The 25,087-nt window shown below is 49.6% G+C and carries 17 protein-coding genes and 1 pseudogene; 10 read left to right on the top strand and 8 right to left on the bottom strand.

The window, feature by feature from the left end:
* Nucleotides 1-990 (top strand): Cdc6/Cdc18 family protein (locus V8P86_RS18710; protein ID WP_336328810.1); only part of this gene is annotated, 990 nt, incomplete at its 5' end.
* A gap of 175 nt (nt 991-1,165) precedes the next feature.
* On the opposite strand, the gene V8P86_RS18705 is transcribed toward V8P86_RS18710, so the two are convergent.
* Nucleotides 1,166-1,879, bottom strand: a complete 714-nt coding sequence (locus V8P86_RS18705; RefSeq protein WP_336328809.1) for a hypothetical protein — start codon at nt 1,877-1,879, stop codon at nt 1,166-1,168.
* Between the two features lie 170 nt (nt 1,880-2,049).
* Between V8P86_RS18705 and V8P86_RS18700 the strand changes: the two genes are divergently transcribed.
* Nucleotides 2,050-2,895, top strand: coding sequence for a hypothetical protein (locus tag V8P86_RS18700; protein ID WP_336328808.1), 846 nt, complete (start codon nt 2,050-2,052; stop codon nt 2,893-2,895).
* A 222-nt stretch (nt 2,896-3,117) separates the two neighbouring features.
* Here the strand turns inward: V8P86_RS18700 and V8P86_RS18695 are convergent, their stop codons facing one another.
* Genes V8P86_RS18695 through V8P86_RS18690 form a run of 3 tightly spaced genes read right to left on the bottom strand, consistent with a single transcriptional unit; the run spans nt 3,118 to nt 6,176 of the window.
* A complete protein-coding gene (locus V8P86_RS18695) occupies nt 3,118-5,217 on the bottom strand; it encodes a type B DNA-directed DNA polymerase (protein ID WP_336328807.1) in 2,100 nt (699 codons plus the stop codon).
* Nucleotides 5,201-5,479, bottom strand: a complete 279-nt coding sequence (locus V8P86_RS19125) for a DUF8156 family protein (protein ID WP_503629739.1) — start codon at nt 5,477-5,479, stop codon at nt 5,201-5,203. Before V8P86_RS19125 ends, V8P86_RS18695 begins: the two co-directional genes overlap by 17 nt.
* Nucleotides 5,466-6,176: a P-loop NTPase family protein gene (locus V8P86_RS18690; RefSeq protein WP_336328806.1), complete on the bottom strand. Its 711-nt coding sequence runs from the start codon at nt 6,174-6,176 to the stop codon at nt 5,466-5,468. Before V8P86_RS18690 ends, V8P86_RS19125 begins: the two co-directional genes overlap by 14 nt.
* 437 nt (nt 6,177-6,613) lie before the next feature.
* Here V8P86_RS18690 and V8P86_RS18685 point away from each other — a divergent pair, with 437 nt between their 5' ends.
* The 3 genes from V8P86_RS18685 to V8P86_RS18675 all read left to right on the top strand — a co-directional run bounded on the left by V8P86_RS18685 (nt 6,614) and on the right by V8P86_RS18675 (nt 8,854).
* Complete coding sequence (locus V8P86_RS18685) at nt 6,614-6,838, top strand: hypothetical protein (protein ID WP_336328805.1); 225 nt, start codon at nt 6,614-6,616, stop codon at nt 6,836-6,838.
* The gene (locus V8P86_RS18680; protein WP_336328804.1) at nt 6,822-7,346 is read left to right on the top strand and encodes a hypothetical protein; all 525 of its coding nucleotides are present in this window, start codon (nt 6,822-6,824) and stop codon (nt 7,344-7,346) included. Before V8P86_RS18685 ends, V8P86_RS18680 begins: the two co-directional genes overlap by 17 nt.
* Before the next feature lie 110 nt (nt 7,347-7,456).
* The gene (locus V8P86_RS18675) at nt 7,457-8,854 is read left to right on the top strand and encodes a PKD domain-containing protein (protein ID WP_336328803.1); all 1,398 of its coding nucleotides are present in this window, start codon (nt 7,457-7,459) and stop codon (nt 8,852-8,854) included.
* Nucleotides 8,855-9,848: 994 nt separating this feature from the next.
* On the opposite strand, the gene V8P86_RS18670 is transcribed toward V8P86_RS18675, so the two are convergent.
* Complete coding sequence (locus V8P86_RS18670; RefSeq protein WP_336328802.1) at nt 9,849-10,847, bottom strand: hypothetical protein; 999 nt, start codon at nt 10,845-10,847, stop codon at nt 9,849-9,851.
* Between the two features lie 577 nt (nt 10,848-11,424).
* Between V8P86_RS18670 and V8P86_RS18665 the strand changes: the two genes are divergently transcribed.
* The 4 genes from V8P86_RS18665 (at nt 11,425) to V8P86_RS18655 (ending at nt 18,965) form a co-directional block, all read left to right on the top strand.
* Nucleotides 11,425-15,558: an Eco57I restriction-modification methylase domain-containing protein gene (locus tag V8P86_RS18665; protein WP_336328801.1), complete on the top strand. Its 4,134-nt coding sequence runs from the start codon at nt 11,425-11,427 to the stop codon at nt 15,556-15,558.
* Nucleotides 15,559-15,797: 239 nt separating this feature from the next.
* Entirely contained in the window at nt 15,798-16,556 is a 759-nt protein-coding gene (locus V8P86_RS18660) for a DUF7342 family protein (protein ID WP_336328800.1), read from the top strand.
* Between the two features lie 64 nt (nt 16,557-16,620).
* Nucleotides 16,621-17,049 (top strand): toxin-antitoxin system TumE family protein, encoded by a 429-nt coding sequence (locus tag V8P86_RS19120; protein ID WP_503629738.1) that lies wholly within the window; start codon nt 16,621-16,623, stop codon nt 17,047-17,049.
* Between the two features lie 719 nt (nt 17,050-17,768).
* A complete protein-coding gene (locus tag V8P86_RS18655; protein WP_336328799.1) occupies nt 17,769-18,965 on the top strand; it encodes a hypothetical protein in 1,197 nt (398 codons plus the stop codon).
* Between the two features lie 126 nt (nt 18,966-19,091).
* On the opposite strand, the gene V8P86_RS18650 is transcribed toward V8P86_RS18655, so the two are convergent.
* Entirely contained in the window at nt 19,092-21,152 is a 2,061-nt protein-coding gene (locus tag V8P86_RS18650) for a type I restriction endonuclease (protein ID WP_336328798.1), read from the bottom strand.
* A gap of 78 nt (nt 21,153-21,230) precedes the next feature.
* On the bottom strand, nt 21,231-22,910 hold the full coding sequence (locus V8P86_RS18645) for a hypothetical protein (protein WP_336328797.1): 1,680 nt from the start codon (nt 22,908-22,910) through the stop codon (nt 21,231-21,233).
* Between the two features lie 168 nt (nt 22,911-23,078).
* Here V8P86_RS18645 and V8P86_RS19050 point away from each other — a divergent pair, with 168 nt between their 5' ends.
* Entirely contained in the window at nt 23,079-24,332 is a 1,254-nt protein-coding gene (locus V8P86_RS19050) for an HNH endonuclease (protein ID WP_442909434.1), read from the top strand.
* Between the two features lie 584 nt (nt 24,333-24,916).
* Here V8P86_RS19050 and V8P86_RS19045 read toward each other — a convergent pair.
* Nucleotides 24,917-25,030 (bottom strand): annotated as a pseudogene (locus V8P86_RS19045) (RNA-guided endonuclease InsQ/TnpB family protein); the annotation flags it as partial.
* Between the last annotated feature and the right edge of the window lie 57 nt (nt 25,031-25,087).

The raw sequence follows: 25,087 nt of genomic DNA, 5'->3' as shown, positions 1-25,087 counted from the left end.
CGCCGGGGCGACATCGCAGAAGGAGGCGACGACGGCCCGGTCAGGAGCGCGTGCTGTGGGCGTTCTCCTTCAACGACGGCACTGGAACCCGTCGTTGAAGGAGATCGCCCACAGCACGCGCTTCTGACCGGGCCGTCAGGTGCTGGCAAAACGTGTATAGCGAGAGCAACGCTCGACCGGCTTCAAGAGCAAGTCCTCGACGTACACACCGCACACGTCGACTGTTGGCTTCACCCCAATGACTTCCGAATTCTCTACAAACTGCTGGAGACACTCGGGAATACCTACGATATTCACCGCTCGACGCCACACGATGAATTGTTCGAGCGACTCAGCGAAATCGATAAACCGTTCTTGATAGTCCTGGATGAAGCCGACCAGATCAGTGACCCGGATTTGCTACGCCGCCTGTACAGCATCCGCTACGTGACGATGATTCTGGTGACTAACCACCAGCGAGATCTGTTTTCTCCGCTGGACGAACGATTACAGTCCAGACTCAGAAGTAGCGACACAATTGAGTTCGATCGATACACCCATAGCCAACTTGTATCGATTCTGTCTGATCGGGTGAAATGGGGATTAGCGAACGGATCGATCATTGACGACCAACTCGAACGGTTGGCTGAGGCGGCGCGTGGAAACGCTCGTGACGGGATCAGTATGCTGCGATCAGCTGCTCGTCACGCAGAACAGGCTGGCCGGGAACAAATCCACGAGGGTGACATCGACGAGGCGATTCCGGCGGCGAGAGCGGAACTCAGACAGAAGAGTCTTGACCGGTTGACATCCGATCAACTCGCGGTCTATGAAGTTCTCCGGGAATCGGGAGAGATCATGCCGAAGGAAATCACCTCAGCTTACAGGCAACGGGTCGACGAGCCGAAATCAAAGCGGACGGTGCGCAAATACCTGCGGAAACTTGAACAATACAATCTGATTGAAAGCGCCGGTCAAGGGCCTAGTAAAGTCTACAGGACAACCCAGTAGTAGAGATGTAAATACTCCACTGCAACGGCGTGAGGCGTTTCTGTTGCCGTCGTATCGCGGGTGGTCTTGTCTGATTGATTGGGATGCAGATTGAAGTCGGAGATTCAGTCTTACCCAGTGAATGTTTCTAGCATAACATCTGTGAAAAGACTAACATATCGCAACAGGCGGACACTCAACCAGAGGTGTCGAATTTTTCGGTTATAATTTGATTCATTTCATCACGTTTACGCTGATAGTCCTCAAACTCATCTTCGTATTGTTTCATTGCCACATCCCAAATTCCATCGTTGAAGTCCAGTACGTCGGGATGGTGGTCTTGAATCACATCCACTAAACGAATGCTCTCTTCCTGATTCTTGATGAACTGCTCCGCTTGATTATTCCACCTGTCGATCTCAAGTAAATCGTCTGTGAAGAGCACCACTCTGGTGATCTCTTCCTTGTCTGCCCTGTTCCAACGATAGTGTCGAGATTGGTTTATCATCCCCTGGTGCTGCATATAATTCCGAAATCCGAGGAGGAAGTCGGAGGTCGGCCTGATGTCGTACTTTGCCATTAATTCAGAGTAATGCTCTTCGGAGACATCATTGAACTTGCTATCTCTAAAAGTAGATGCCAACTGATATTGAGTATAATAGGAAGCAAGGTAGTTGTGGGTCAAGCGATACAGTTCGTTCGTGACTCGTGTCTTCTCACTTAGGTGACCAGTCAGGACGGATTCTTTGTCTTCAGCAACATCCTCGGTGAAATCCTTCAGCAGATCGAAATTCCGTCGGAGAGTCCAGAGATTGTCCGTAATATCGTCACGGTGTTTTGAAATCTCAATGAACGGATGGCTTTCAAGATTGTCTTTGAGTTCCAGAAATCTCTCTCCGTTACCAGTCATATAGTATCTATTTAGCTATGACGTGAAAACATCTTCGTCAGAATTCAACAATTGTACTAAGTGATAGATATGATGAGAGACTACATATCAGTCACATACCCGCATTGATTGAACGGTGACAGATTACCCGGCAGTGGATTCAATAAGGCGTGGTAGGAATTGTGGGAATAATGGAACAAGATCCAAATCAACCAATTGTTGGAAGGTTCTCTCTCTGGGTTAGCGACATCAGCCCCGGGATTTCGTACTGGCGGCTTCTTTTACTCGACTACGGAATCTACGACTCAGAGAACGACAAAATCGAGAAACTACTCAAAAAGCACAAAAAACCCAAGTCTCTTACCGCCCTCACGAACCCACTCTCCGAAATTATTCCAACGCATTCCCGATCAGATGTGACCCTCGACTTCTTTCTCTGGCTCTACACCGAGGATAAACAACTCTGCTTCGAGATTATGAAACACATTTACGAGGACTTCAAAGACGATGAGGACGCTCCTGACCCGTACCATTATGTTGATGAGCTAGAGGACTACGAGCCGGGCGGCCGGTATCCCGATGTAGACATCGATGACATCGTTCACGCGACCCCACAGGTCGTCGGCGACGACGCAGAATTCGAGTTTTACCAACGGCTTCACCCGCACTTCGAGACTGCTACCGAGGAGGCCTTCATCGTGGATTCCTACGTGAATGAAGAGCTGTTTGAGTTATACCTCGCGGAGACAGATCCAGATGTTGAAAAACGCATCTTGACGAAACAACCACAGGGGAATTTTGATGCCGTTGCGGAGAAGTTCGTGAAGAATAACAATCAGCGCGTAGAGGTACGTGAACATCCAGAATGCCACGACCGATTGCTTTTCGTCGATGATCAATGCTTTGCGGTCGGCATCTCAATAAAGGATGCTGGCCGGAAACCGACCTACTTGGTGGAGTTTGACTCTGGTGAGAAGTTTCGGAAACCGTGGGAGAAACTCTGGGAAGATGCAGAACAGTACAAAGTATTCGAATAATCGTTTTAGAAGCAAGTGATTTCGTGTCTCAGAGAGTTTTCCACTAGCAGTAGTGGGTGATACCTTTTCTATATTCTGAGGGTTGGTGGAACAAGTGCCAATTCAGATGAAATATCTGGGGGGTCTTTGGTTGTCCAAATGTAGAGTCATCAAGCTTCAGTAAGCATCTCGAAGATTACCGTCTGCATCCGGTTAAATGGGCAGCAACCCAATCGAAACCCATCAATTTGCTCCAAAGTAATCTAGTGACGGAGTCGCTTGACTGGAGAGTACCTTTCTGATTTTGTCTTCTCGCCATCCAATCGGAGATAACACACTCTCAGCGGCCCTGATGAGTTGAGTACGATAAAACGCAGTATCGTACGCTGAGCAATCTTCAGCCGGAAGCCGAACGCGCTCACGGCCGCTTTTCTCATCGTCGACGACAACGTATGAGATGTCTGTTCCAGCGAAAGAATCCTGCCCAGCGTCGGTTCGGCGCTGGAGCGCTGCAGTCGTCTGCGTTGACTGCGTGTATTCTTCTAATCGTTTAGACGTTCGCTTCGTGACTTCTAATTCCTGAGGAGCTACAGCGCCTGTTTCAAGACGACTGACCCAACTTCCTAACTCAACGCACACAGCATCAGGATCTCTCGTCTCGTCGAACGTGCTAATCAGCGCGCGTTGGCAGTCAGCAATAAACGCCGGCGTGCTGCGTTGTCGGCATTCGATACCGCGGAACTTGTAGCTCCCATCAACCTTTTTGCCGAAGTATTTCGTCAGTGCCCCGCTGTCGCTGTTGCGAAGCGGAACGAAGGCTATCCACTCGTAGCCGCCTTCGTATTCGAGTCGGATGCGAGTCTGCTGTGTGACTGTTTCGGCAACCTGTTCAAGCGGAGTTTGTTGCTGATCAGCCCGTGGAGTAACCCACAGGCTATCAACAATGCCATGAACCACTCGCCAGCCAGCTGCCTCTAATTCTGCTTTTGCTTCGAGGAGAATCTCACGAGCATACGCGTTGATTGCCTCGTGGCATTCGATCCGGCCGAATTTTGCGTTGGAGAATCCTTGATACCCGAAGCAAGAAACGAGAATCCATTTCAAAGCGTCTGATTGGCCCTGAAGTGCAGCTTCCGTTTCCGGATCATCAACCTGAGCTAATCTTGTTTTGAGGGCATCCCGATCATCGATGATCGGTTGTAAGACCTCAGGAAGGTAGCCTTGAGCATCACAGATACTGTATCCAAGACCCGGGACATCTGCTCGGTCGTGGCAATCACAGCGAATCGTCTCAGGGCTAATGTTTCGCGTGCAGATAATATTCGGATACAGCGACGAGAAGTCTAATTCATGGACGTTTTCATAGACTCCTACCTCAGGCGTGAACGTGAATCCGCCGCGGTCAGCTTCGTGCAGTTGCCGCATTCGCTTTGGGAACTCGTGTCGCCAACTCTTCCACGGGACGAGAACGTTCCGTGACAGCGCCTCACGAATTTGAATCGCGGTGAGGACATTCCCAATTGACGCCCACGAAAGTTCTTGAAGCGGCTTTTTCGACCGTTCAACGAGATCAAGACACCCGTTGAGATTGGTTTCGTCGTAGAAGAATGTATTTGACTCGTCGATGATCGCGCGACCGGGCACATTGTACCGGGCTGGCGAGTGGCCGACTTGACCATAACTCTCATACGTGGAGTGACCTGCCAGTTGCTCGTACCCAGACTCACGACCCAACTGGAATGATTTGTCTTCTCGTGCGGCTGTTTCGAATAGCGCTGGCATCAATTCTGCTGTCGACAAAACTAGCACATCTGGGTCTACTGTCGCAAGTTGCTCTTGGAGAACCTCGATGATTGTTTCTGGGGTCGTTTCATATGTGTCGTCACCAATGCTGAGAGCTGTCAGAGGGGGATCGGGAGTTCCGGGTTGTGGATAAGCGAGTTCAAGTGTGCGGGGATGTCTGGTTGGCGAGGGATTGAGGTCCTGTTCAAGACAGTAGCGAAACGCCCGGGAGAAATCCACATTGAACAAGCGATAGGTTCCAGGGCGCTTTTGTCGCCGAATCCATCCGGCGAGAGGTTGCACGCGCTCAATTCCGGAAACATCGATTCTGAGGACTGTCTCTGACCCACGTCGAAATGCCGGTCGCCAGTGCTCTCGCCTCGTTTGCTCTACATCATCCCGAAGCTCGAGCTTCTGAGCGAGTGTTCTGCGAGCAGATTCGGTTTCAGCAGACACGTAGATCGTCGGTGTATACGATGTATTCGTTTGTGTTCGAACACCAGATGAGGTTGTGTGCCATTCAACAACGCCCTCGTCAGTGAAGTCAATCGTGAGAACCATGATCTCTGTCCTCCTGTAGTTCTGACACCTGTTCTGAGAGGTCTGCGATCCGGCGTTCATGAGCAAGCAGCACTGACACCAGAAATGGAATCTCAGCGCTCGTATGATTGAGGTAGCCAGCAGCGTGAGCGTACATGCGCCCGTGATCGAATAACTGATCAAAATGTTCCTGTTCGCTTGCTCGTAGAGCCCGACGGAATGTTTCGAACTCGCGTTCAAGAGCACTGAGCCGGTCCCTGTAAGTCGGGTTAGTTCGCCCCATGAAGACTCACCTCGGAACTGTCCTGAGTTTCACCGATTGAGTGGTTGTAAAGTGGTTCTCGGGTCGCAAGGATGTCAACCCAAAATGAAAGCGTTGTCTGCATCCATCGTCCGCCGTCAACGGAATACGCAAGTGTCTCATCGTCCGGCGTCTGGAATCGCGGGCCGAACGGTGTCCGCTCACAAGTCAGATGATGATCGGCCGCTGTTGCAATCGGTTCACTGAATGAATCGCAGCTGGTGCGTGTGACCAGCACAGCTACGTTGTGGTTCCGTGCTGCGGTTGCGACCGAGGCAAGTCCGGAGAGAAGCATTTCTTTTCCCTCGTCCGCATAAAGACTGACATCACGATAGTATTGATCGAGTTGCGGAACAACGATCAGAGAAGTTTCGTCGGTCAGCAAACCCGGAAGGGATCTGAGAAGGTCGAGATGCTGGAACGGTGTGAATCCACGCGCGACACGAATTCGGGAAAGAATCTGATCCGACGGTGCCAGTTCCGTGAGCGGTGCTGTCTGTGCGTGAGTTCCGGGGTCAATCCAGACCGCAGTCCCTCCGCTGAGAAGGATGTGATCGACAGCAAGCGCGTGGAGAGCACTCTCACTGTCGTCATCCTTGGTGAGGAGTGTAATCCCGGTGTTGAGATCCGGGAGGGTTATTGGTTGATTCTGTGCTGGTTGTCGGTTTCGTTGTGGCATAGACCGGAGATGGGACGATGAGGGATTAAGCAGGCGGGAGGAGCTTCCGGGTTTCCGGATTCAATTTTGTCGAGTGGACCCCCCATCCTCAACGACCAACACAACGAGCGGAGCGAGGGAGTAGGGTGGGGGAGTTGACTGTAATTATCTATGTCTAAGCGGAATTACTCAAAGGTCCAAGAGGATCTCATGGCGTCTTGTTGAGGTTCGGTAAATAATCTCATTTCCGGTGAGTTGTCGGTTCTGCTGAAACCCGTATTGGTACTCTACGATCCACGTTCGTTTTACCGAATTCGGTGAAAAGAATGCCTCATACTGCAAAATAGGATAAAACACTTGGATATTATAAGTACCTCTGCCACGTTATTCTGGATATCCATGATTGGATCAAGAAAACGTGGCCGTACAGGTGAACAGAACAGTTGCGAGGGTCCACAATGACGTGGATAACGGATGCTATTGGGGCAGTGGCGGGTCTGCTCTTCGGCGGATTCCTATTCGTCGTGTTTGGAACGGCACTCTCAGAATCAATGACCGTCACTCCACTAATTGACCTCAGATTCTGGGGGATTATTTACATCGTCACAGCAATCGGACTAGCGGGCGTAGTGGTGTATACAGCAATCCTATCAATTGGAGGGAACCATGTCAGAGGGCGTTAGCGATCGGGAAATCTTGAACGTCTTCCGGGAACAACACCCCGAAGAAGAGACACTCACGACCGCAGACTTAGAAAGAGAACTCCCCATAGAGAAGCGTGCTATCCAAGGTCGCGTAAAACAGCTAAACAGAGAAAACCGTCTTACGATAGAAACCGAAGGTCGCCCGAATCAGTGGAAACTGTCGGATACGGAACCGACAGATCCAGTCTATGATCCGCGGCTTGGGAAGGCCAAACGGTGGGCAAACGAGGCTTCTGAGTTCGGTAGATTCACGTTTCTCATTTCTGTAGGTGTCCTCGCAGCGGTCGGGATAATAACCTCGAACCACATTTTTGCGGAGGCAGTCAACCTGTATCTGCCGCTGATTGACACTGAAACAGCCTCTTTTGCAACGCTTGTCGGAGTCGGAGGGTCGGTAGTGTTTGGCCTTTCCGCACTCTGTTTTGTTGTAGCGCTAACCCTCCCGCATGCGGTGAAGTGGTATATTGAAGATTCCGTGTCTGAATGAACGACTCGTCGATTTATCGTTCTGGACATTGATTCCTTCCTGTCAAGTTTGCATCAATCTAGGATTCACCAGTACTATTTTGCCACTCCACTCCCCGTTTACGGCTGAGAATGGTACGCCCCGGTTCAGATGATCCAGTTACGGAGTTTCAGTCAGCAAGAAAAATAGATCGGCGTGATGTTCTGAAGACTACAGCTAGCGGCGTCCTGCTGGCTGGAGCTGGTATGCAGTCTACAACAACATCGCTGGCACAGGAGGATACAGATCTGAGCGGCCCCAGCGTCGGAGATGGAGTGTTTGAAGTCTATTACCCAGACGGCTATCGTTCGACTGCCGAGCAGGCACTTGATTGGGCGTTAGAAATTCACAATAGCCTCACCAGGAGTTACCCCTCCGATGTGGATATTTCTGGAGAGACACTCAATATCTTGCTCAATCGTGGTGACGTTGGAGGGCGCATGAACTGGAACGCAAATCCCTACCGAATCCACGCTCAAGTCATCGAAAATAGCCGGATGGGCACGGTCGAGTGGCGGGAGGTTCTAGCACACGAATACATGAATATCGTCTTGAACAGCCACAGCGAAAGTAATACAGGCCAGTGGCCACGAAGCCCGCTCTGGTTCCGCGAGGGATTATCTGACTATTTCGTATATCAAGAAACAGCTGAGGAGATCACTGAACAACGATTTCCAACGCGCTTTATTGAAAATCGATATGAAGAAATCCGTAACGGACTCGGCTATTTCGAGATTATGATCCAAAATAACTACAGCGGGGGTTATCTGATCTGCGATTACACGATCGATGAGTTCGGAATGCAACCGCTGTTCAACATAATCGCCAAAAACGGGGACTGGGAAAGTGATGTAGAAAACGAACTGGGTGTGGGTTATGACGAATGGCGGCGCGGCTGGCTCGAATGGGCAGAAGAGAATATCGGCGGGTCGTATAACGTCAAAGTCGCCTCGGTTCGTGAATTAGACGAATTAGTGGCCGAACAGCAAGAACGGATTGACGAGCTTGAGGGGTCAGGAACCCAATCAGAACCACTCACTTTCACAGCAGAAGCCGAACGCCTTCTCACTGGGCAACCAATTAAATTTGAAGTAGGAGTCCCGGACGACAAAGAGGCTACAGCAATCACGTGGAGCTTTGGTGACGGAGAAACCGCAGCTGAACAGGGCGTCACGTACGCTTACGACGAATCTGGAGACTATGAGGTGGAGATGACAGCGACATTCAGCGACGGCAGTCAGGAAACCCAGACACAAGACCTCACAGTCACTGAAAGAAATGCTAACGGACAGTCCAGTGACGGCACCGGATCAGAATCAGACAGTGAAACCGGCCCCGAAACTAATTCAACTGAAGATGACATGCCATCTGAAGAACAAACCAATACAGATGCAACCGGCCCCGGGTTTGGAACTGGATCAGCACTCGCAGCCCTTGGCGGTGTCGGATACACGATTAAACGTCGTCTCACAACAGACGATTCAGACTGACGATTGGATACACACCTCTAATTAGAGTGTAAGATACTCGCGTCGCATCCTGCAGACCTCTCCACATCGCAGTAACTTAGTAAAAGTGTGAACGATCAATTCGCAGTTGTATTGATCAGTAGGACCAGCCGGTGGTTAAGAAGAGATATAACCAATCTGTGTAAAGCTGAAAAGGAAAATGGCGGAGTGGATTCTCGATCGGCGTGACGGAATCTGCAGGCAGTGTAGTCAACAGTTCCAGTCTCTTGCACGGCACTGGTCGCAAAGCCAGCAATGCGAGTTTCGGTCTTTTTCTGATCATCAGCGGGAAATAGTCCGAGGCCTTCTACTGGGTGATGGGTCGCTTGAGTCGAACGATTTGACGTACTTGCGTTGTGGATCGAAGCGGCAACGTCACATTGAGTGGCTGGCGGATGAATTAGGCTGGCTGGCTCGTGGAGTGACGTACGATAGCAGCGACACGTATCGACTTCGGACCATGAGTCACCCCAATCTCGGGCGGTACTGGACATGGATGGAGGCACCGTCGACGGGGTATACGTTAACTCCAACAGCAGCACGGGTTTGGTATGCTTGTGACGGGACAATCAGTTTCGGCGGTGCGAGTGATGTCCCACAGATAACGTTCGCAGCGTCATCGGATGCGAAGCGCGAAGCAATTGCTCAACTTTTAGCACAGCGAGGCTTCGAGCCGATGACGTGGGATAGACGGATCGCGCTTCCTCGTGAGAAGACCAAGCAGTGGCTCAGCTGGATAGGCGACCCATCTCCTGGAAGCGAATACAAATGGTGTACGACTGAATCGCGGTATCAGGAACTCCGATAGATCACTAAGTGCTCTCGTTTGGCTATCTCATACGTTAGAGAAAAGTCGAAGAGGAAGGAGGTTCTTAATATATCACCCTCAAAGCAGCAGAATACGACAGTTTGACTGGTAAATGGAAGTACACACAGTCCCTTCTTTCCCCACTATACCCAAACTTCTAACGCCCGTTTAGCATACATCATCGTCGAAAAATTCTGGATTGAGCCGGAAAACACCATCTTCGACTTGAATCAAAGGGTTCGCCTCACCAGCAAAATTTCTGACGGGGAAACCATTTGCTGCATCCAAATCACGGGTCATAGCAATAGCCCGTCTCTTCACCTCCCATTCATCTAACTCCAATTCAGGATCATTCTCAAAGACAACCGGTACCCAATTCTCTACATCAACTCCCATCGAGGAGTATGGATACCGTTCAGGTGTCTCGTCCGAAATAAAGCCAGAGTATGCGTTGGGAAGCTTCGCAATCAAGAACTCTTTCAAAATTTCCTCAGCTACTGCTGCCTTCTGATGAGAATCATCAGTTTCCTTCCCTTCGTGAACAATGTCACAGCGCTCGTCATACACCATCTCAACGGCCTGTTTGAGATTATCCGCTTCAACACGATTGAGCGTGAGAAGGTCCTCCTCAACGAATTCATCAACCATTCGAACAACAGCTTGTGAAATTGATTCTGTTTTTAATTCCCCTATTTCACCGCCGACATCTCCACGGAGCGAATGATTGTCATCATCTATCTCAGCTAACGCTGCCTCTTTTGCAGCATCCAGAGCTCTTTCCTTCTCTTCAGACAAATCTGCTTGCTCTCTCTCAGCAAGAGACTCTAATCCAGTCCAATAGGCTACGAGGGCATCTTCTGGTGTTTCTGTAGAAAGCCCAAGATTATACCAATTGATGGCTCTATTGACCTCTTCGTCTTCAGAGAGAGTTGAATCAACATTCTCGTAAACTTGCCTCCCAATCTCTAAGAGTGATTCACCCACTTTCAAGGTAGCATCCATCTTCATTTTATTTGATGCATCCGCAGGTCTGACCTTGTAACGGTCACCAAGTACAATACCCTCATCAAATGTGAACGCTAATGCACTGACGATTCGGGTGGCTTGAGTCATTACCTCTCCGCTTGCCTTCTCCTCAGCATCTCTTCGATCTTCTGCCTCAAACACTATTTCCAGTGTCCCAGTGACAGAACTCGGGTTCTTCTTAGGCTTCAAGACGATATTTTGAGAAAATTGATATGTAGTCCGTATTTCGACAGGGCCATGGAGGCGAAAAGCTACCCAGAATCTTTCACACATTGCTTCTTCGCAACGTTTTCTGCCAACAGAATATAAAAAACGCGATATCTTTACTCTGGTTTAATAGACCAATTTTGTATTGATCCGCAAATATACTGAATACACCGGCAAATTCTTTGGCTTGGCGGGCAGTGGAAGAGTATGGGAAAAGCAAAGAAAGGAATTCTCGCTGGAGTAGCTCTCGTGATTGGTCTTGTAACGCTGAAGAAATTCCGGGGTGGTAACGACGAAACCGACGGAGATGTTGTCAAGTAGAGATTTTAGACCAATATTAGCCTCGGATTTTTGATCTATCAAGAAACTCTGCAGCGCTACCACCACGATGTAGACAGAATTGAAGGACCATCAGTACGATGATTTTGACTAGTATAGGTTTTGCCCGTAATAGACATGTCTGAGGATATTCAATAGTTTCTTTGTTACTCGGTTATCGCTGTATTGTATCATGAGTCAGGCCACGCTGGAATCTTCGCCTTATCGTAATTCAAGTCTCTTCTCAGGATACTACCTTGACGAACGAATTGACGATTTAGAAGAATGGGAATGCGATGCCGAAGCCAAGGAAGCTTTCGAGAAATTACAACGGCTCTGGGAGTTAGAAGGAGATCTCGTCCCGGGATACAAAGAAGACGAACTGCTCGATTCATGGATTGATGAAATAATCGATATCCTCGGGTTTGGAACGCAATCAGAGACGACGATTCCCGGTGGGAACGGGTATAACGACCGGTTACTATTCGATTCTGCAGAGACACGTAGGAAAGCCGCCAAGCGAGGGATGGACGGCGAAACGGAGGCGATGTACGGGATGGCAGCAGCAGTGTTAGAAGCGAAACAGTGGGATGCCGATTTCAGCAAGAAATTCGACGAACAACGTTCGTATCGGGACGCCTCTCACCAGATCAAATATTATCTCGAACGGACACCAGAGCGGTTACAGTGGGGGATTCTCACTGACGGCAAAAAATGGAGACTCTACGGGACGAAAGACTACGCCACAGAAGTCTACTACGAGGTTGATTTACCAGAACTGCTTGAAACAGGTGATTTGGAGGAATTCAAGTACTTTTATGCATTCTTCCGGCCTGAGGCGTTTCACGAGATCGGCGGAACGACATTCTTAGATCGGGTCTGGAATGAATCCGAAACGGCAGCGCAGGAACTTGGTGAAGACTTGCAAGATAACGTCTTCACTGCGTTGCGGGTGCTTGGCGAGGGATTCATCCATACAAACGACCTCGATATTGATCCTGACAATGAGGAAGCGCGAGCTGAATTGAAAGAACAGTCGCTGGTGTTACTGTATCGTCTCATGTTCGTGTTGTACGCCGAGTCACGTGGACTCATTCATCCGGATGATCCAGACGCACAAGACGAATACGAGGAGCATTTCAGCCTTGACCAGGTCCGGTTAGAGATTCATGACCGGATTACGTCCGGTGACTCTTACGACGACTGGAGCGGCTACTCGACGCAAATTTGGGGGAAACTAGAGGATCTATTCGGACTTGTCGACGAAGGGGAGGAAAGTCTTGGAATCCCACCATACAACGGAGGCCTGTTCGACGAAGAGGAACACACGTTCTTGGCCGAAAATGAAGTGGCAGATCGGTACATTGCAGAGGTCATTCATCGGCTGGGGACGACAGAAGGCGACGACGGAACTCCGGCCATTGCCGACTATGCTGATCTTGATACCCGCCACCTTGGAAGTATCTACGAAGGGTTGCTTGAACATGAATTCCGCATCGCATCGGAACCATACGCTGCGGTGGCAGAGGATGGCGGCCAAGTCTGGAAGCCTGGAACCGATGTGAGTGTAGCTGAGGCCATCGAGACGGTCGATGAAGGCGAGTTGTACGTCGTCAACGATGACGGCGAGCGGAAAGCGACAGGGGCGTACTACACACCTGACTATGTTGTGAACTACATTGTTGAGGAGACGATTGATCCGCTGCTCGATGATATCAGAGACGATTTGGAAGCCGATGGTCTTGATCCGAGCGATCAGGCATACTTCGGGCGGTTCTACTCTGAGGTACAGGACCTCAAGATTCTAGACCCGGCGATGGGATCAGCTCACTTCCTGACGAGTGCAACAGCCTATCTGACCGAGCAGGTGATGGAGATCGTTCGTGAACAGGAACGGCAGGGGCGGGATGAACAAGAACTCCGGCGAACGATTGCGAAGGAGTGTATCTACGGTGTTGATATTAATGGGATGGCTGTTGAATTAGGAAAACTCTCAATGTGGCTGGAGACGCTAGCAGCTGACAAACCGCTTGCATTCCTCGATCATCATATAAAGACTGGCAATTCATTAGTTGGGTCAGATATTACGGAAGTGCTGAGTGACGATACACAGGAGAACGGTGGTCAGTTAACACTCACGCAGGCGTTTGCTCATGCCCGCCAACAGACACTTGAACATGTTATGGACCTCATGAGAGAATTGCTGGCCATTGAGAATGACGATTTGGGAGATGTCAAGTCGATGGAAGAATTGTACGAAGAGATTCGTAATGATCGGCTGTATCAGCGACTCTTCGAGATTGCTAACGTGCATACAGCTGAAAATTTTGGATTGGACGTACCAGAAGGTGCGTATGAGGAGATGGCTGGAGCTATAGAAGACCAAAGCAAGTGGGAGGAGATTTGGGATGAGGATTGGTTCCAGTCAGCTCAGGAGATGAGCAGCGATAATGACTTTTTCCATTGGGAATTAGAATTCCCTGAAGTGTTCTTTGGAAATGATGGGGAAAAACTGGAAGAATCTGGGTTCGATGGTGTGGTTGGGAACCCACCATACGTGAAAATTCAGAATATTCCAAACTCAATCAAGCAATATTACTCAGCGGAGTATCACGTTGCACGGGAGCGATACGATCTGTATAGTCTGTTTGTGGAGTTGGCAGAGTCGATTGCTAAGAAAAGAACGGGACTCATTCTTCCAAACAAGTTTTTCGAGGCTAAGGCTGGAAAGCCACTCAGAGAGCATTTAATAGATTCTAAGAGTGTAGAGATGATTGTTGACTTTGAGCAGAACCAGATATTTGAGAGTGCTACAACGTATACTTGCCTGCTTTTCCTTTCAAAGGAACATAATTCAAATGAAATTGATTACGCAACGGTTGACAACCCTAATAAAACTGGCATTTCAGAACCTACATTCGTTCCGGTAGACCTGAATAAATCAGATAATAAGTGGAGTATGGCTGGTGAGGATGAGCAGAAAATATTAGATAAGATAGAGAGCGTCGGAAATTCATTTGAGGAAATAACTGATCAGATATTAGTCGGAGTCCAGACAAGTGCTAATCAGGTATTCATACTGGAAAATTGTGATGTTGGAGAAGAGTTTGTTGAGGGGTATTCACCTGCGGTTGATGATCGAGTTAGGGTTGAGTATGAGATAACTGAGCCGTTTGTGACAGACAGCGAGGTGAAAAGATATTCCGCTCCAGAAACATCCAAACGGCTGATCTACCCATATACAAAGTCTGGGGAGATTCTCCAGGAGTCAACGCTGGAAGAGCAATACTCTAAAACATACGAGTATCTTCTTAGGTCAAAGAAACTACTCAGCAACCGAGGAAGCGAGAATCAAGTGTTTGAAAACTGGTTCGCACACTGGTGCCCAAGAGATCCTGAAAAATTCAAACGGAATAAAATACTAATCTCTCAGGTGGTAAAACAGGGAGAATGTACGTATGACTCTGGTAATGATGTCTTCTTTTCAAGCACAGTCTATAGCCCCATTCTAAAGGAGCGGTACAAAAATCCAGAAGATCAATATGCATTACTAGCTATTCTTAACTCATCTTCCATTTGGTTCTACATTAAGCACACAGGGACTGTACTCCGCGGAGAGTATTATCGATATAAGACAGAATACTTAGAGCCAATCAGCATACCGCTTGACGAGACCCAGCAACGTCTTACTGACAAGGTGAAAAAGAGACTGAAATTGACAAAAGAGAGAGAAAAATTGAATGTCAGATTAAAAGATTTCTTGGGGTCATATTCAGACGGGGACTCCTTAGAAGAAATTGGGTTTACTCAACCACCAGAAGGATCAGCTGATTCAATTCTACAAGAAACTACCGAGGAGAAGCCAAACCTTCAGATAGGTGAAGCTAGTGTAGTCCGTGAATCAGACACGACCGTCGAGATTAGTCTCACTGCCCGGTATAAACCGGACCCAACTGAGAAAGGGAGAGATGCGTATACAGAAACAGAACCATTACCAGCGCTACGAATCACAGATCTCACTGAGATGGAGGTCAGTCTAATTGAAGCATTTGTCCCAGTTGCTGTTGACGAATCAGGAGGATTTGCAAATTTCCGTGACAATGCAACGAAAACGAATTCACTGGTCGATCGACTACGGAAACTGACGCTACCAGCAGTCAATGACGTTCGGGATGGTCTGGAGAACTACATCGAAACCAAGGAGCGGAGCGAAGAATTGGAGACGAAGATTGAGCAGACAGATGGTCAAATCGATGAGATTGTCTATGAACTGTACGGCTTAACCGATGAAGAGATTGAAGTTGTGGAAGAGACTGTAAGCGAGTGAGATGCTCTGGTCGTAGCTACAAATAAGCGTATTTTTGCCAGTTCGTATCTGTTCCAGTGATAGGATTCATTGATGATTTCTTGTAAAGATATCTATCCACGGGTCCGTTACGGTGCCTGACTTAGCAACCGGCGTGTCTGCATTTTTGTTACAATTCTCTGATGAGAGATAGAGGGCAAAGTAGGTGCTACAACGCTATCTCCAATAAATATAAGAACCTCCAACATATATTAGAGCATATGCCGGAAATAACCGAAGGGAGTCCACCGGAACCCCCGTTCGAGGCGAATGATGAACCGGTTGAGGAGCCGGAGGGGAAAATGCGAGAACGCGTTCGGCAGGTACTCCCGAGTGTCACCGAACCCGCGAAAGTCAGTACAATCGGCGAAATGGCCGATTGCTCAGCGGAAGGCGCAAGAAACGCTCTCAGGGAATACGACGAGATGGGGCTCGTCACGAAGACGAACGATAACCCCGAAAAGTACAAACGAAACCCAGAGTACTTCCGATTCCTTCGTGGTCACCGCCTTGCTGAGGAACACACCACCGACGAGCTTCGCAGCCGCCTTGCCGACGCGTATCGAAAACACAGTGAGTTCGCCGAGCAGTTTGGGGCTGATTCTCCAGACGAAGTCGAAGTTGACGAGCGAGAGTCCCGTGAGCGGTTCGAGGAGGTGTTTGAGTGGGAGGCGCTGTTGTCGGAGGCGGATGACCTGCGAGAAGCCTACCGGCAGCAGACCGGTACGATGCCGCCGGCTTTCGAAGATGTGGCGACTAAAGAGCAAATAGACGATGAAATCGAGTTCACACCTGAGGTGTTTGAAAACCTGCAATTGGTGTCTCCAATATACATCCCCGGGGTACTGGAGAATCTTCCGGAGCTGATAGAGCGATCACAGAAACACACGGAGAGTGTTGAAAAGGTAGCTCAGAATATCTCCGAATTGACTGCGACTGTGGAGCAGATGGAGCATTCGCAGACCGACGCGGGGGAATAAGCAAGTGGTATTCAGCACTGACGGGCCTGCTGTGAACGCATACGCGAACAAATTTTATCGTCAAATGGAGCCGTATATCATTGAGACTTCTGCTCCAGAGAATCGTGAACGCGAGTTTGTTTTACATCCGGAGTGCTATCCAGATCCGGTCTCAGATGTGCTTCTCAATGTTGAACACGTAACCGGTTCTTCTAGCAAGACACACGTCGTGTACCAGGAGGACTGGAGTGGTGATCGTTGGACCTGTCGGTGGGGACGACACGAAAACGATCATAATTCACGCGACCATTTTCATCACCCGCCAACACCGGAGGGCAATGAGGACCCATATGCGTATGATGCCGAACTTGGACAGGGCGTATTGTTGATGGAGACGCCTATCAATTTTATACTTGACCGGATGAACGATCTTGCGACAGCTGACGAGCACACGTATCCATCTAATTACGAGTGGCAGTTGGAGTATCAGCAGGGGAAGTATTCACGGCCTTGATCAAGAGTTAGGCTGAGTGACCGGTTTGTATTGGGGATTCTTGGAACTTAGCGGTTGATTGGTGTCCTGCTATCCTAGTGAGACAGGAGTTCCAAGTGACTAGAACGTCAATAGGAAAGAAGGGAGATGTGATGTTCGAGGAGATGTATTCAGCTTTGTTGTCAATACTGTATATGTCTAATTCATTTGAGATTAAAGGAGTCTGAGCATTGGGAAAGAGTACAAAAGGTTCAATGTCCAAAAAAGAATTCGGCAGCCGCTGATTGTTCCCCACGCATGCCGTCCAGATCAAGAACAGCAGGGCTAGATTCCTATTAGAAGACTTTGTCCAGGTTCTCAGTAGTGTCAGCCGGAAAAATGAACTCCTTGACGCGGTGGACGACGACATGGTTCAAACTGTGTATGCAACGTTCGACGAAAAGCCAGCAACAGACCTTGAACTCGTGAAATCGGGACTGCTCAGATCTCTCCAAGAGTTATTGCTTTTGATGAATGATTTCGCTATAGTGAAGACTATTTATTAGCTTGTCTAACACGCGGGCTGGATACACAGTCTGTTGTTTGACAAGCAGTGGGCGGCGAGTGTAACCTGACGCGGACTCGTATTGGAACCAGTATCCTACGTGTGTAATAATCAAAGTCTGGGAAATCAGAACTCAGAACACACATCCAAGAATTTATACAATAACGAAAAATATGTATAACAACTGAATCGGGTTATGGCACGAATTGTCGAACCTCTCATGCACGAAACGTTACGAAGCGATTTCGAAGATCGAGGATTTGAGGTATACGGTGAAGTAACACTCGGCGACGCTGGCCGTATCGATCTGTACGTCATCACCCCAAACGGGACTCGATGGGGAATTGAGGTAAAGAATCACTGGAATATGATAGCGTGGGGAAATAGGCCAGCAGATGCCACCGATGATGAACCCCACCCTGAGGACCCGATCAAACCAAGTGCCATTAGAGAAGTCGCTGAGCAGGTCAACCGATACACAGAATCAGGATACTGTGATGAAGTCTACATCGCAACGCAAGGGACAGACGCGCTGCAGCGAGCGCTCAAAGACGCCGATAACCCGCCAGTAACCGCCGAAGCGTTGTACGACATGGTCAGGAGCAACACCTCAATAAATATCGACTCACCCCACGAATTGCCAAGTAAACTGAAATGGCGAGATGAATCACCACCGGACCACGTCGGTACCATCCAAGTCACGCCGTGGAGTCCTGATATGATAACGTCTCGTGCGGTCCCAAGTGGATTTGACGTACTCAAACCGGTCGTAATTGAGGACCATGCAGACTCCCTGTCAGCGCAGTGGGTGAATGCTGACACGCCAACATCGTTGACGCAGGCGCACAGAGAACCTGACGTGGCGCACCGCGTCTGGAGTGGCCTGCAATCAAGTGGCGATTATCCTGTGTTCCGAGAAGCTGTGATTCCAGATCCGGCTGGTGATCAAGTGAAACAGATCGATATTGCATTTTTGACTCCGCGGATGTGTCCCGTCGAGGTGTACAGAAATCAAGGCGACGACGACTACCAGGCTGTTGGAATCGAGGTGAAGTGCTCGCTGTCACCGAAACAAGATGTCGTTGACCAACTGCACACATATTCGCAATCAGGTGCTTTCACTCGGCTGTACTTGTGCGTACCGGAAGCGTTGAAACAGCGGGCTCAGGACCTTCTGACAGATAATTCTGAGCGCTTTACAAACACTCCTGGGTTGATGATCTATGAACAAGATACAGGTAATATATCGATCGTTAAGCAGCCTGACCAACGAGAATTGAGATATCCACTTCTTCGGACATCACGGAACAAGCGGGATGAGAGTTGCATCTTCTGGGGAATCGCTCGTCAGTACCACAACGTAAGCGGACTGCCTGTCTACGATCAACGGTAAAGAAAATGCGATGGGGTAGACCCAGCTTCAGTGATGAACCTCAATTGAGACTGGCTGTTGACAGTCTGAAACGGTTGGAAACCGGAGACTCTCACGTTGGAGTTTAGTAATTCACAATACCATTCGTTAGGTGGTTCGGAGATAATCGTTCCGCGGTTCATACACCTCACCGGTAGTCTTCAACTTCTCAATCTCGTGTTCAGCTTTATGCACATTGAATCCCCACTCCTCAAATCGCTCAATTGCCACGTCAACTGGTGCACCCTTGTCAAATTCCTCTTCCAACGATTCAATCAATCCAAGCATATCTCCCTCAGGGATGAATTCTGGATTCGCAACGAATCGTTCTCCCTCAATCTCAGACACTCCGCCTTTGGTCTGCAACTCATCCAACGCAGCGGTTACAGCGTCAGACGGAATATCTTTCCGGGCAGCCTCTTCCATGATGTTCTCAAGCGGGGCCGATCCTCCGTGGTCAGTTTCTAACGTCTGAACAATATAATACAGTGTGCGGACATCACGGTTCTCTTGGGGTGCTGAGTTCTCAATAACAGTCTTACCGGCTACTGCAGCAGAATCTAAGTCGACTTGCAGGCCAATGCTTTCAAGTTGTGCTTGGACGATTTCAGTCGCTCGAACAGCGTCTTCTTGTTCAACTGTCTCTGAGAGCCGGAGTCGGGCTGATCCTTCCGCTAATCGTACTAGAGACTCTAGTTTCTGCGCTGAAATCGGAACGGGCGTATCCACCTCAAGACCTTCTTCTCGTAACTCGGTATAGTACGATTTCAGTGTCTGTTTTGCCTCGCTAGTCAGAGTTGGGACATAATTCGATCGGGCATATGTAAGGTACGCACGCAAAAACGCTTTATCGAGCGGTGACGGGTTAACGACAGTTTCTAACTCAGTCGATTTATCAGTCTGAGAGTGGTCTCGCAACGTCTCAACCTCACCGACGTGATTCTGTTCAAGCACGTGCGTCGCGCGGTCTTCTTCTTCCCGGTCTGGTTGGTCGGTTGCTTTGAAAATCAAATCAAACCCGTTGATGATGTCTGTTCCTAGACCGATTTGTTCGCCAGTAGGTTCGAATTCATCGAATCGGCCATACTTTGGCTCCGTGTGCGCAATGACGGCTGTCGTGTCCGCTTCTCCGCCCGGTTGCGATGCGGGTTCCGCGGGTAGATCAGTGTTCAACAAATTATCCAATTTTTCAAGCCCGGCATCGTCGATTTCGCCAAGCTGACTAATCATGGCGTGCGGTGCACGTGCGAATTTCGCAACAGGGTATGCTGACACGTCGGTTGACGGCACAGGCGCGTCACCGGTTGCAACACGAAACAGCGATTGAGCCTCGGAGCCACCGGAAAGCGTTACCGAGCCTGGAGCTGCTTGTGCTGCTTCTTCGATCAAGTCAACAGTCTGCGTTCCGGGATCGTGAACGATCAAAATGTGAATCGCTCCACGAGTTGGGTTATCGGTTTGTTTCGGGACGCCACCGACAAGCGAGCACAGCAACGCGAGTTTCTGGACTTCAGAGCCATACACAGACGGGGCAAGTGAGGCAATTAGACTGTCGTATAGGGGGGAGAATCGAGTGGACTGCTCGGCAGCTGTGTCCGTATTCAGTTTCTGGTCTGCAAACGCTTCGATTTTCCCGGGAGGAACTGACTGTTGGTCCTGGTCAACAGAGGCCGTGCCGTCTCTGTCTGACTGATCGTAAGCTTGCTCGCGGGTGAGTTGTCGAATAATGTCACTGTCAGCGAAGTCACTGAGGGAGACTCGATCGACGAGTGTTTCCTCGCTATCGCCGGTTTTCTCGTACACGATGTAGTCATCACCGTTCGTAAGCATCCCCCACTGCGCTCCAAATAACCGCATGTACCGGCGGAGTTGCGCCGTATCGTTGCTGATATCTCTCCCGATTTGTTTCGCCTCAACGACGGCGTACACCCCGTCAGGCCCGAATAGTGCATAGTCAACGCGGTCGTTGAAATTCTCGTCGCCGGAGTACTCTAACAGGACTTCTTCGTTGTCGTGGACGCGCCACCCCAGCGTCCTGAGAAGTGGCGTGATCAGTTTCGCTTTCGTGTTCGCCTCATCAAGGGTTTGGCCGGTCGCAACGACGCGGCTTGCAGTAGACACGTAGGCCGCGAGGCTTGGAAACGACCCGCCTGCGTGGTTTTCGGTCATTTCTTTGAACGATACTTAGCCTATCTTGTTAAATCTATAGCAAGTACTAATCACTTTCCAAGAATCTCTTAGCTGTGCTCAACCAGAGTTCTCTGGAGTTTCACGGAGAAGTCGGTCAAAAGTGATTGAGTGGAGCTTTTGTTGGGGGGTTTGAGAAACCTCGACGACGACAACAGGTCCTTTTGTAACTGCAGGCAAGTTTCCTCGCCACGCATGTGGACTTTCAACTGTCCATTCGTACCCGTAGCCGGCGTCTTTTTTCTTAACCATACGATCTTTGCGTGTGTGTGCCTCTTCATCCTCGTGAGCCCACGGATCTTCACGATTTGCGAAAAACGTGATAGAGAGGTTCTTGTCATGCCCACCAACCTGGATTGTTGGCCCACACAGACCGTAGTGGTTTCTGTATCGATACACAGGTAACGTCGGATCGTACCCTAGTCCCCGTAGCTTAGCCATCAAACGGCTTTCTACCGTTTTGCTGGCTTCAACGGGCTCAAAATCCGGTGTGAAGTCGTGATATGAGAGATTTTCTGCGTTACCGACGTGCTGTACGTCGGGCATTTCTCGTGAGTCAAGGGCGTTTCCAGGTGGTTCGACATCAGCAGGGACGGTAACATCGGTGGTCAGGAGGTTTAGGAGAAACTCCATCTGCACGGTTTGGTTAGAGAGATATCCGTCAGTAAATAACAATTGAGCGGCATCGACGTTTTCAGCTTGGTGTAGTAAATCCGCGTATTGCTGTAATTGCTTGTCTTTGTCTCCGTGGGCACCAGTGGTGAAGACCTCAAATATAGCTCGTTGCCCCCATGGGAACTGTGTATACACATCCATTTCTTTGTGACCTGACTCAATTCCTTCAATTTCAAAAACGCGATTGAACAATGGGAAGCCAAGGGAACTAAGATACGCACGCACGTCTTCTTCGAACTCATCTCCACCTTGGCCTGGGAGTGTGTCATTTTGATGCGGGGAGTCCATTGCACGGAGGTACGCTTCTGCCCGCTGCGGGTAGTACTCCTCTTCAAGCACATCGTCGAGATGCAGCAACCAAGCTAGGCGAAGTGCTGACTGTCGAAAGTCATCGGCGTCGGCGGGATCGAAGAGGCTCCGCGTCAATTTGCTTAATTCCCGTGCTGTATACTCTTCTTTCGAGGTTATGGGAGATGAGAGGTCCTTAGTGACGTAGTCACTATCAGTTCTTCCTTCAGTTAATGCCTGTTCGCGCCGTTCTTTGTACGTGTCTTTCTTGTCAGCAACGTAGTCGGCGTACCCGCGTTCTGCGATTGAGAGAATTTCGTCGTCAACATCAGAGAGTCTCTGTTCGGGGTAAGATACGTAACGCATTCTGTGCGAACAAAACGCTGGCACGGACTGTGTATCAGGAATTACCTTATATACTGTCTGTCCGTCTTCGTTTTCCTCAGCAGTTTTTGCACAAATCGGATTCCCGTTTTGCGATGTTCTTTTACTGGAGCAATTGTCGCACTTGACGTAATCTGGGACGCCAAGTGTCTCTGAGAGGAATTCATTTCGGCGGCCGTACCCATAGTAGCTAGCAAGGAGTTCATCAAAAAATGAATGAAACGCTTCAAATTCTGTATCGAGCAACTCGACTAATTGAGTTTTCCTTTTTTGTTCTTTCGAGAGTTCGGTGCTTGACGTGTCCTCATTACTTGGTGTTGGAGAGATATTTCCTTCAACCAACTCCACGGATTCGATCTCGTCAAGGTTGATTTCATTATACTCGAAAGACATATTCAGTATGCTATTCACCACGGTGTGCAGAGATTTATAGCTTAATCACGATATCCCGTCAGTTCCGCTGTTCTCAGCGATGGGAATCAATCATTTAGTGCTATGAAGGAGATTAGAAGTTCGAAATACGATTAAAAATAAGTAACTCCCTCTCATCTTTACAACAAAATGGTGGAATGCCCAACCTGTTCCGACGATGAATTCGAGACTGAGCGGGCGATGAAAATCCACCACGCCACCGCACACGGCGAAAAACTCGCACAAGTCACCACAACGTGCGAACACTGCGGAGAAGAATACACAGTGACAGAAGCAGAAGCGGACCGGTCACGATTCTGCTCGAAAGACTGTCTAAGTAACTGGCAAGCCGACGAATTCTCCGGACAAAAAAGCCCAACGTGGACCGGTGGTGAAGTCGAGCTTACGTGCGAGTACTGCGGCGACACGTACACAGTCACGCCGGCAAGAGAAGATGAGTCTCGGTTTTGTTCATCGGAGTGCCACGGGCAGTGGCGATCTGAACACAAAACCGGAACTGACTCACCAGCATGGGAAGGCGGTGACGACGCCGTCACGTGTGAGTTCTGCGGCGACAGGTACTACGTCCGCCCAGCACGCGTCAACGAGACCCGATTCTGCTCGAAAGAATGTAAACATGACTGGCAAGCAGCGAACTACACGGGATCAAATAACCCGTTTTGGAGCGGGGGAAAAGTCGAGTTATCGTGCGAACAATGCGGAGAGTCGTATCGTGTGAATTCAGCGGTTGCAGCTGATTCTCGATTTTGTTCGCGGAGTTGCCAGTCTGACTGGCAAGCAGATAATTGGGTCCAAGAGGATGCGCCTGCGTGGGACGGCGGAGTTGTGACGGTCGAGTGTGTGCAGTGCGGGACAGAGTTCGGTGCGAAGCAGTCTGTTGCTGACACACGGCGGTTCTGTTCAGTGGAGTGTATGGGTGATTGGCGGAGTGAACAGCGAAGCGGTTCGGATGCTCCGGGGTGGCAAGGAGGAACAGTGACTGTCAACTGCGAGCACTGCGGAGAAAAGTTTGATCGTAAACCCTCGGAGGCGGACACGGCGCGGTTTTGCTCGTATGCTTGTCGTGATGAATGGTTATCATCACGAACGGGAAGCGACCATCCGAACTGGGAGGGCGGTCGAATCCCATACGGACCAGGGTGGAATCCACAAACGCGCCAAGCGGTCCGGGAACGCGATGACTACACATGTCAAGAGTGCGGCATCAGTCAAGAACAGCATCAAGAGCAAATCGGTCGGAAGCTTGACGTACACCACTTAGCGTCAGCGAGAGATAATACGAATCCTGCTGTGTATAATGCTGCGCGAAATTTGATCACTCTCTGCCTGCCCTGTCACAGAAAATACGAAACCGGAGAATTACCTGCTGGGCAATCGTCGTGATTATGCATTCGTGACGCAATCGAACGCGTGAATCAAGGATTACGATTACAAACCCAAGATGTGAGCGGTGCCGAAAAAGGGTGAATTGTTGAGACATGTGTCAACGAGGTCGCGGCAGGGTCGAGTGGCAATCGAGTGTTTATCACAGAACTCAGTAGGCACCGACTGCTTGTCAAACACACGGACTCGCATGCAAGACAAAATGTTTGACAAGCTACGGGAGACCTCGTCGAGGAAGTTCTCCAAGACAGCCTGCCGATCACGCGACGTAGCCACACCCCGGTGTGTCCGCTGTTCTCTGATAGGAACGTCTACGCCGCACACCCCCGCGTCCGCAATTCCACCTCGAAAAACCGTACTAGCGTACACACCCCCGCGTCCGCAATTCCACCTCAAAGGCACAATCATCAAAACACACACCCCCGCGTCCGCAATTCCACCTCAAAGGCACGATCATCAAAACACACACCCCCGCGTCCGCAATTCCCGAGAGAGACACTGATGAATATAGCTGAACAGATATAGCGAGAATTCCTGGAATAAATAACGGGCACCAGATGCCTATTGTGTAAGCTAACCCACGGCTAAAGGCGGGGGCTTTCAGCGTGGACTCCCGCTCTGGCCGAATCATCGGCAAGAGGTTCATACTCTCCATTCGCGTTCACCATCCCGCTGTTCAAGCGCACGAGGCACGGAGCAGGAGTACAGTACCACGAATCGGACACGGGCTGAATTACTTGTCAACGGTGTGTACC

Origin of the sequence: Halovenus anhuiensis (assembly GCF_037080055.1) — an archaeon.
Classification (GTDB): Archaea; Halobacteriota; Halobacteria; order Halobacteriales; family Haloarculaceae; genus Halovenus.
Note: the sequence above shows the minus strand (reverse complement) of the source record. Positions and strands in the feature narration are given on the sequence as shown.

Coding starts and splice junctions, on each gene's coding strand:
- V8P86_RS18705 (WP_336328809.1), bottom strand. CDS start 1,879: ATGACTGGTAACGGAGAGAGATTTCTGGAACTCAAAGACAATCTTGAA.
- V8P86_RS19125 (WP_503629739.1), bottom strand. CDS start 5,479: ATGGGGCGAACTAACCCGACTTACAGGGACCGGCTCAGTGCTCTTGAA.
- V8P86_RS18655 (WP_336328799.1), top strand. CDS start 17,769: ATGGCACGAATTGTCGAACCTCTCATGCACGAAACGTTACGAAGCGAT.
- V8P86_RS18680 (WP_336328804.1), top strand. CDS start 6,822: ATGTCAGAGGGCGTTAGCGATCGGGAAATCTTGAACGTCTTCCGGGAA.
- V8P86_RS19120 (WP_503629738.1), top strand. CDS start 16,621: ATGGAGCCGTATATCATTGAGACTTCTGCTCCAGAGAATCGTGAACGC.
- V8P86_RS18695 (WP_336328807.1), bottom strand. CDS start 5,217: ATGGTTCTCACGATTGACTTCACTGACGAGGGCGTTGTTGAATGGCAC.
- V8P86_RS18645 (WP_336328797.1), bottom strand. CDS start 22,910: ATGTCTTTCGAGTATAATGAAATCAACCTTGACGAGATCGAATCCGTG.
- V8P86_RS18700 (WP_336328808.1), top strand. CDS start 2,050: ATGGAACAAGATCCAAATCAACCAATTGTTGGAAGGTTCTCTCTCTGG.
- V8P86_RS18675 (WP_336328803.1), top strand. CDS start 7,457: ATGGTACGCCCCGGTTCAGATGATCCAGTTACGGAGTTTCAGTCAGCA.
- V8P86_RS18685 (WP_336328805.1), top strand. CDS start 6,614: ATGACGTGGATAACGGATGCTATTGGGGCAGTGGCGGGTCTGCTCTTC.
- V8P86_RS18690 (WP_336328806.1), bottom strand. CDS start 6,176: ATGCCACAACGAAACCGACAACCAGCACAGAATCAACCAATAACCCTC.
- V8P86_RS18665 (WP_336328801.1), top strand. CDS start 11,425: ATGAGTCAGGCCACGCTGGAATCTTCGCCTTATCGTAATTCAAGTCTC.
- V8P86_RS19050 (WP_442909434.1), top strand. CDS start 23,079: ATGGTGGAATGCCCAACCTGTTCCGACGATGAATTCGAGACTGAGCGG.
- V8P86_RS18660 (WP_336328800.1), top strand. CDS start 15,798: ATGCCGGAAATAACCGAAGGGAGTCCACCGGAACCCCCGTTCGAGGCG.
- V8P86_RS18650 (WP_336328798.1), bottom strand. CDS start 21,152: ATGACCGAAAACCACGCAGGCGGGTCGTTTCCAAGCCTCGCGGCCTAC.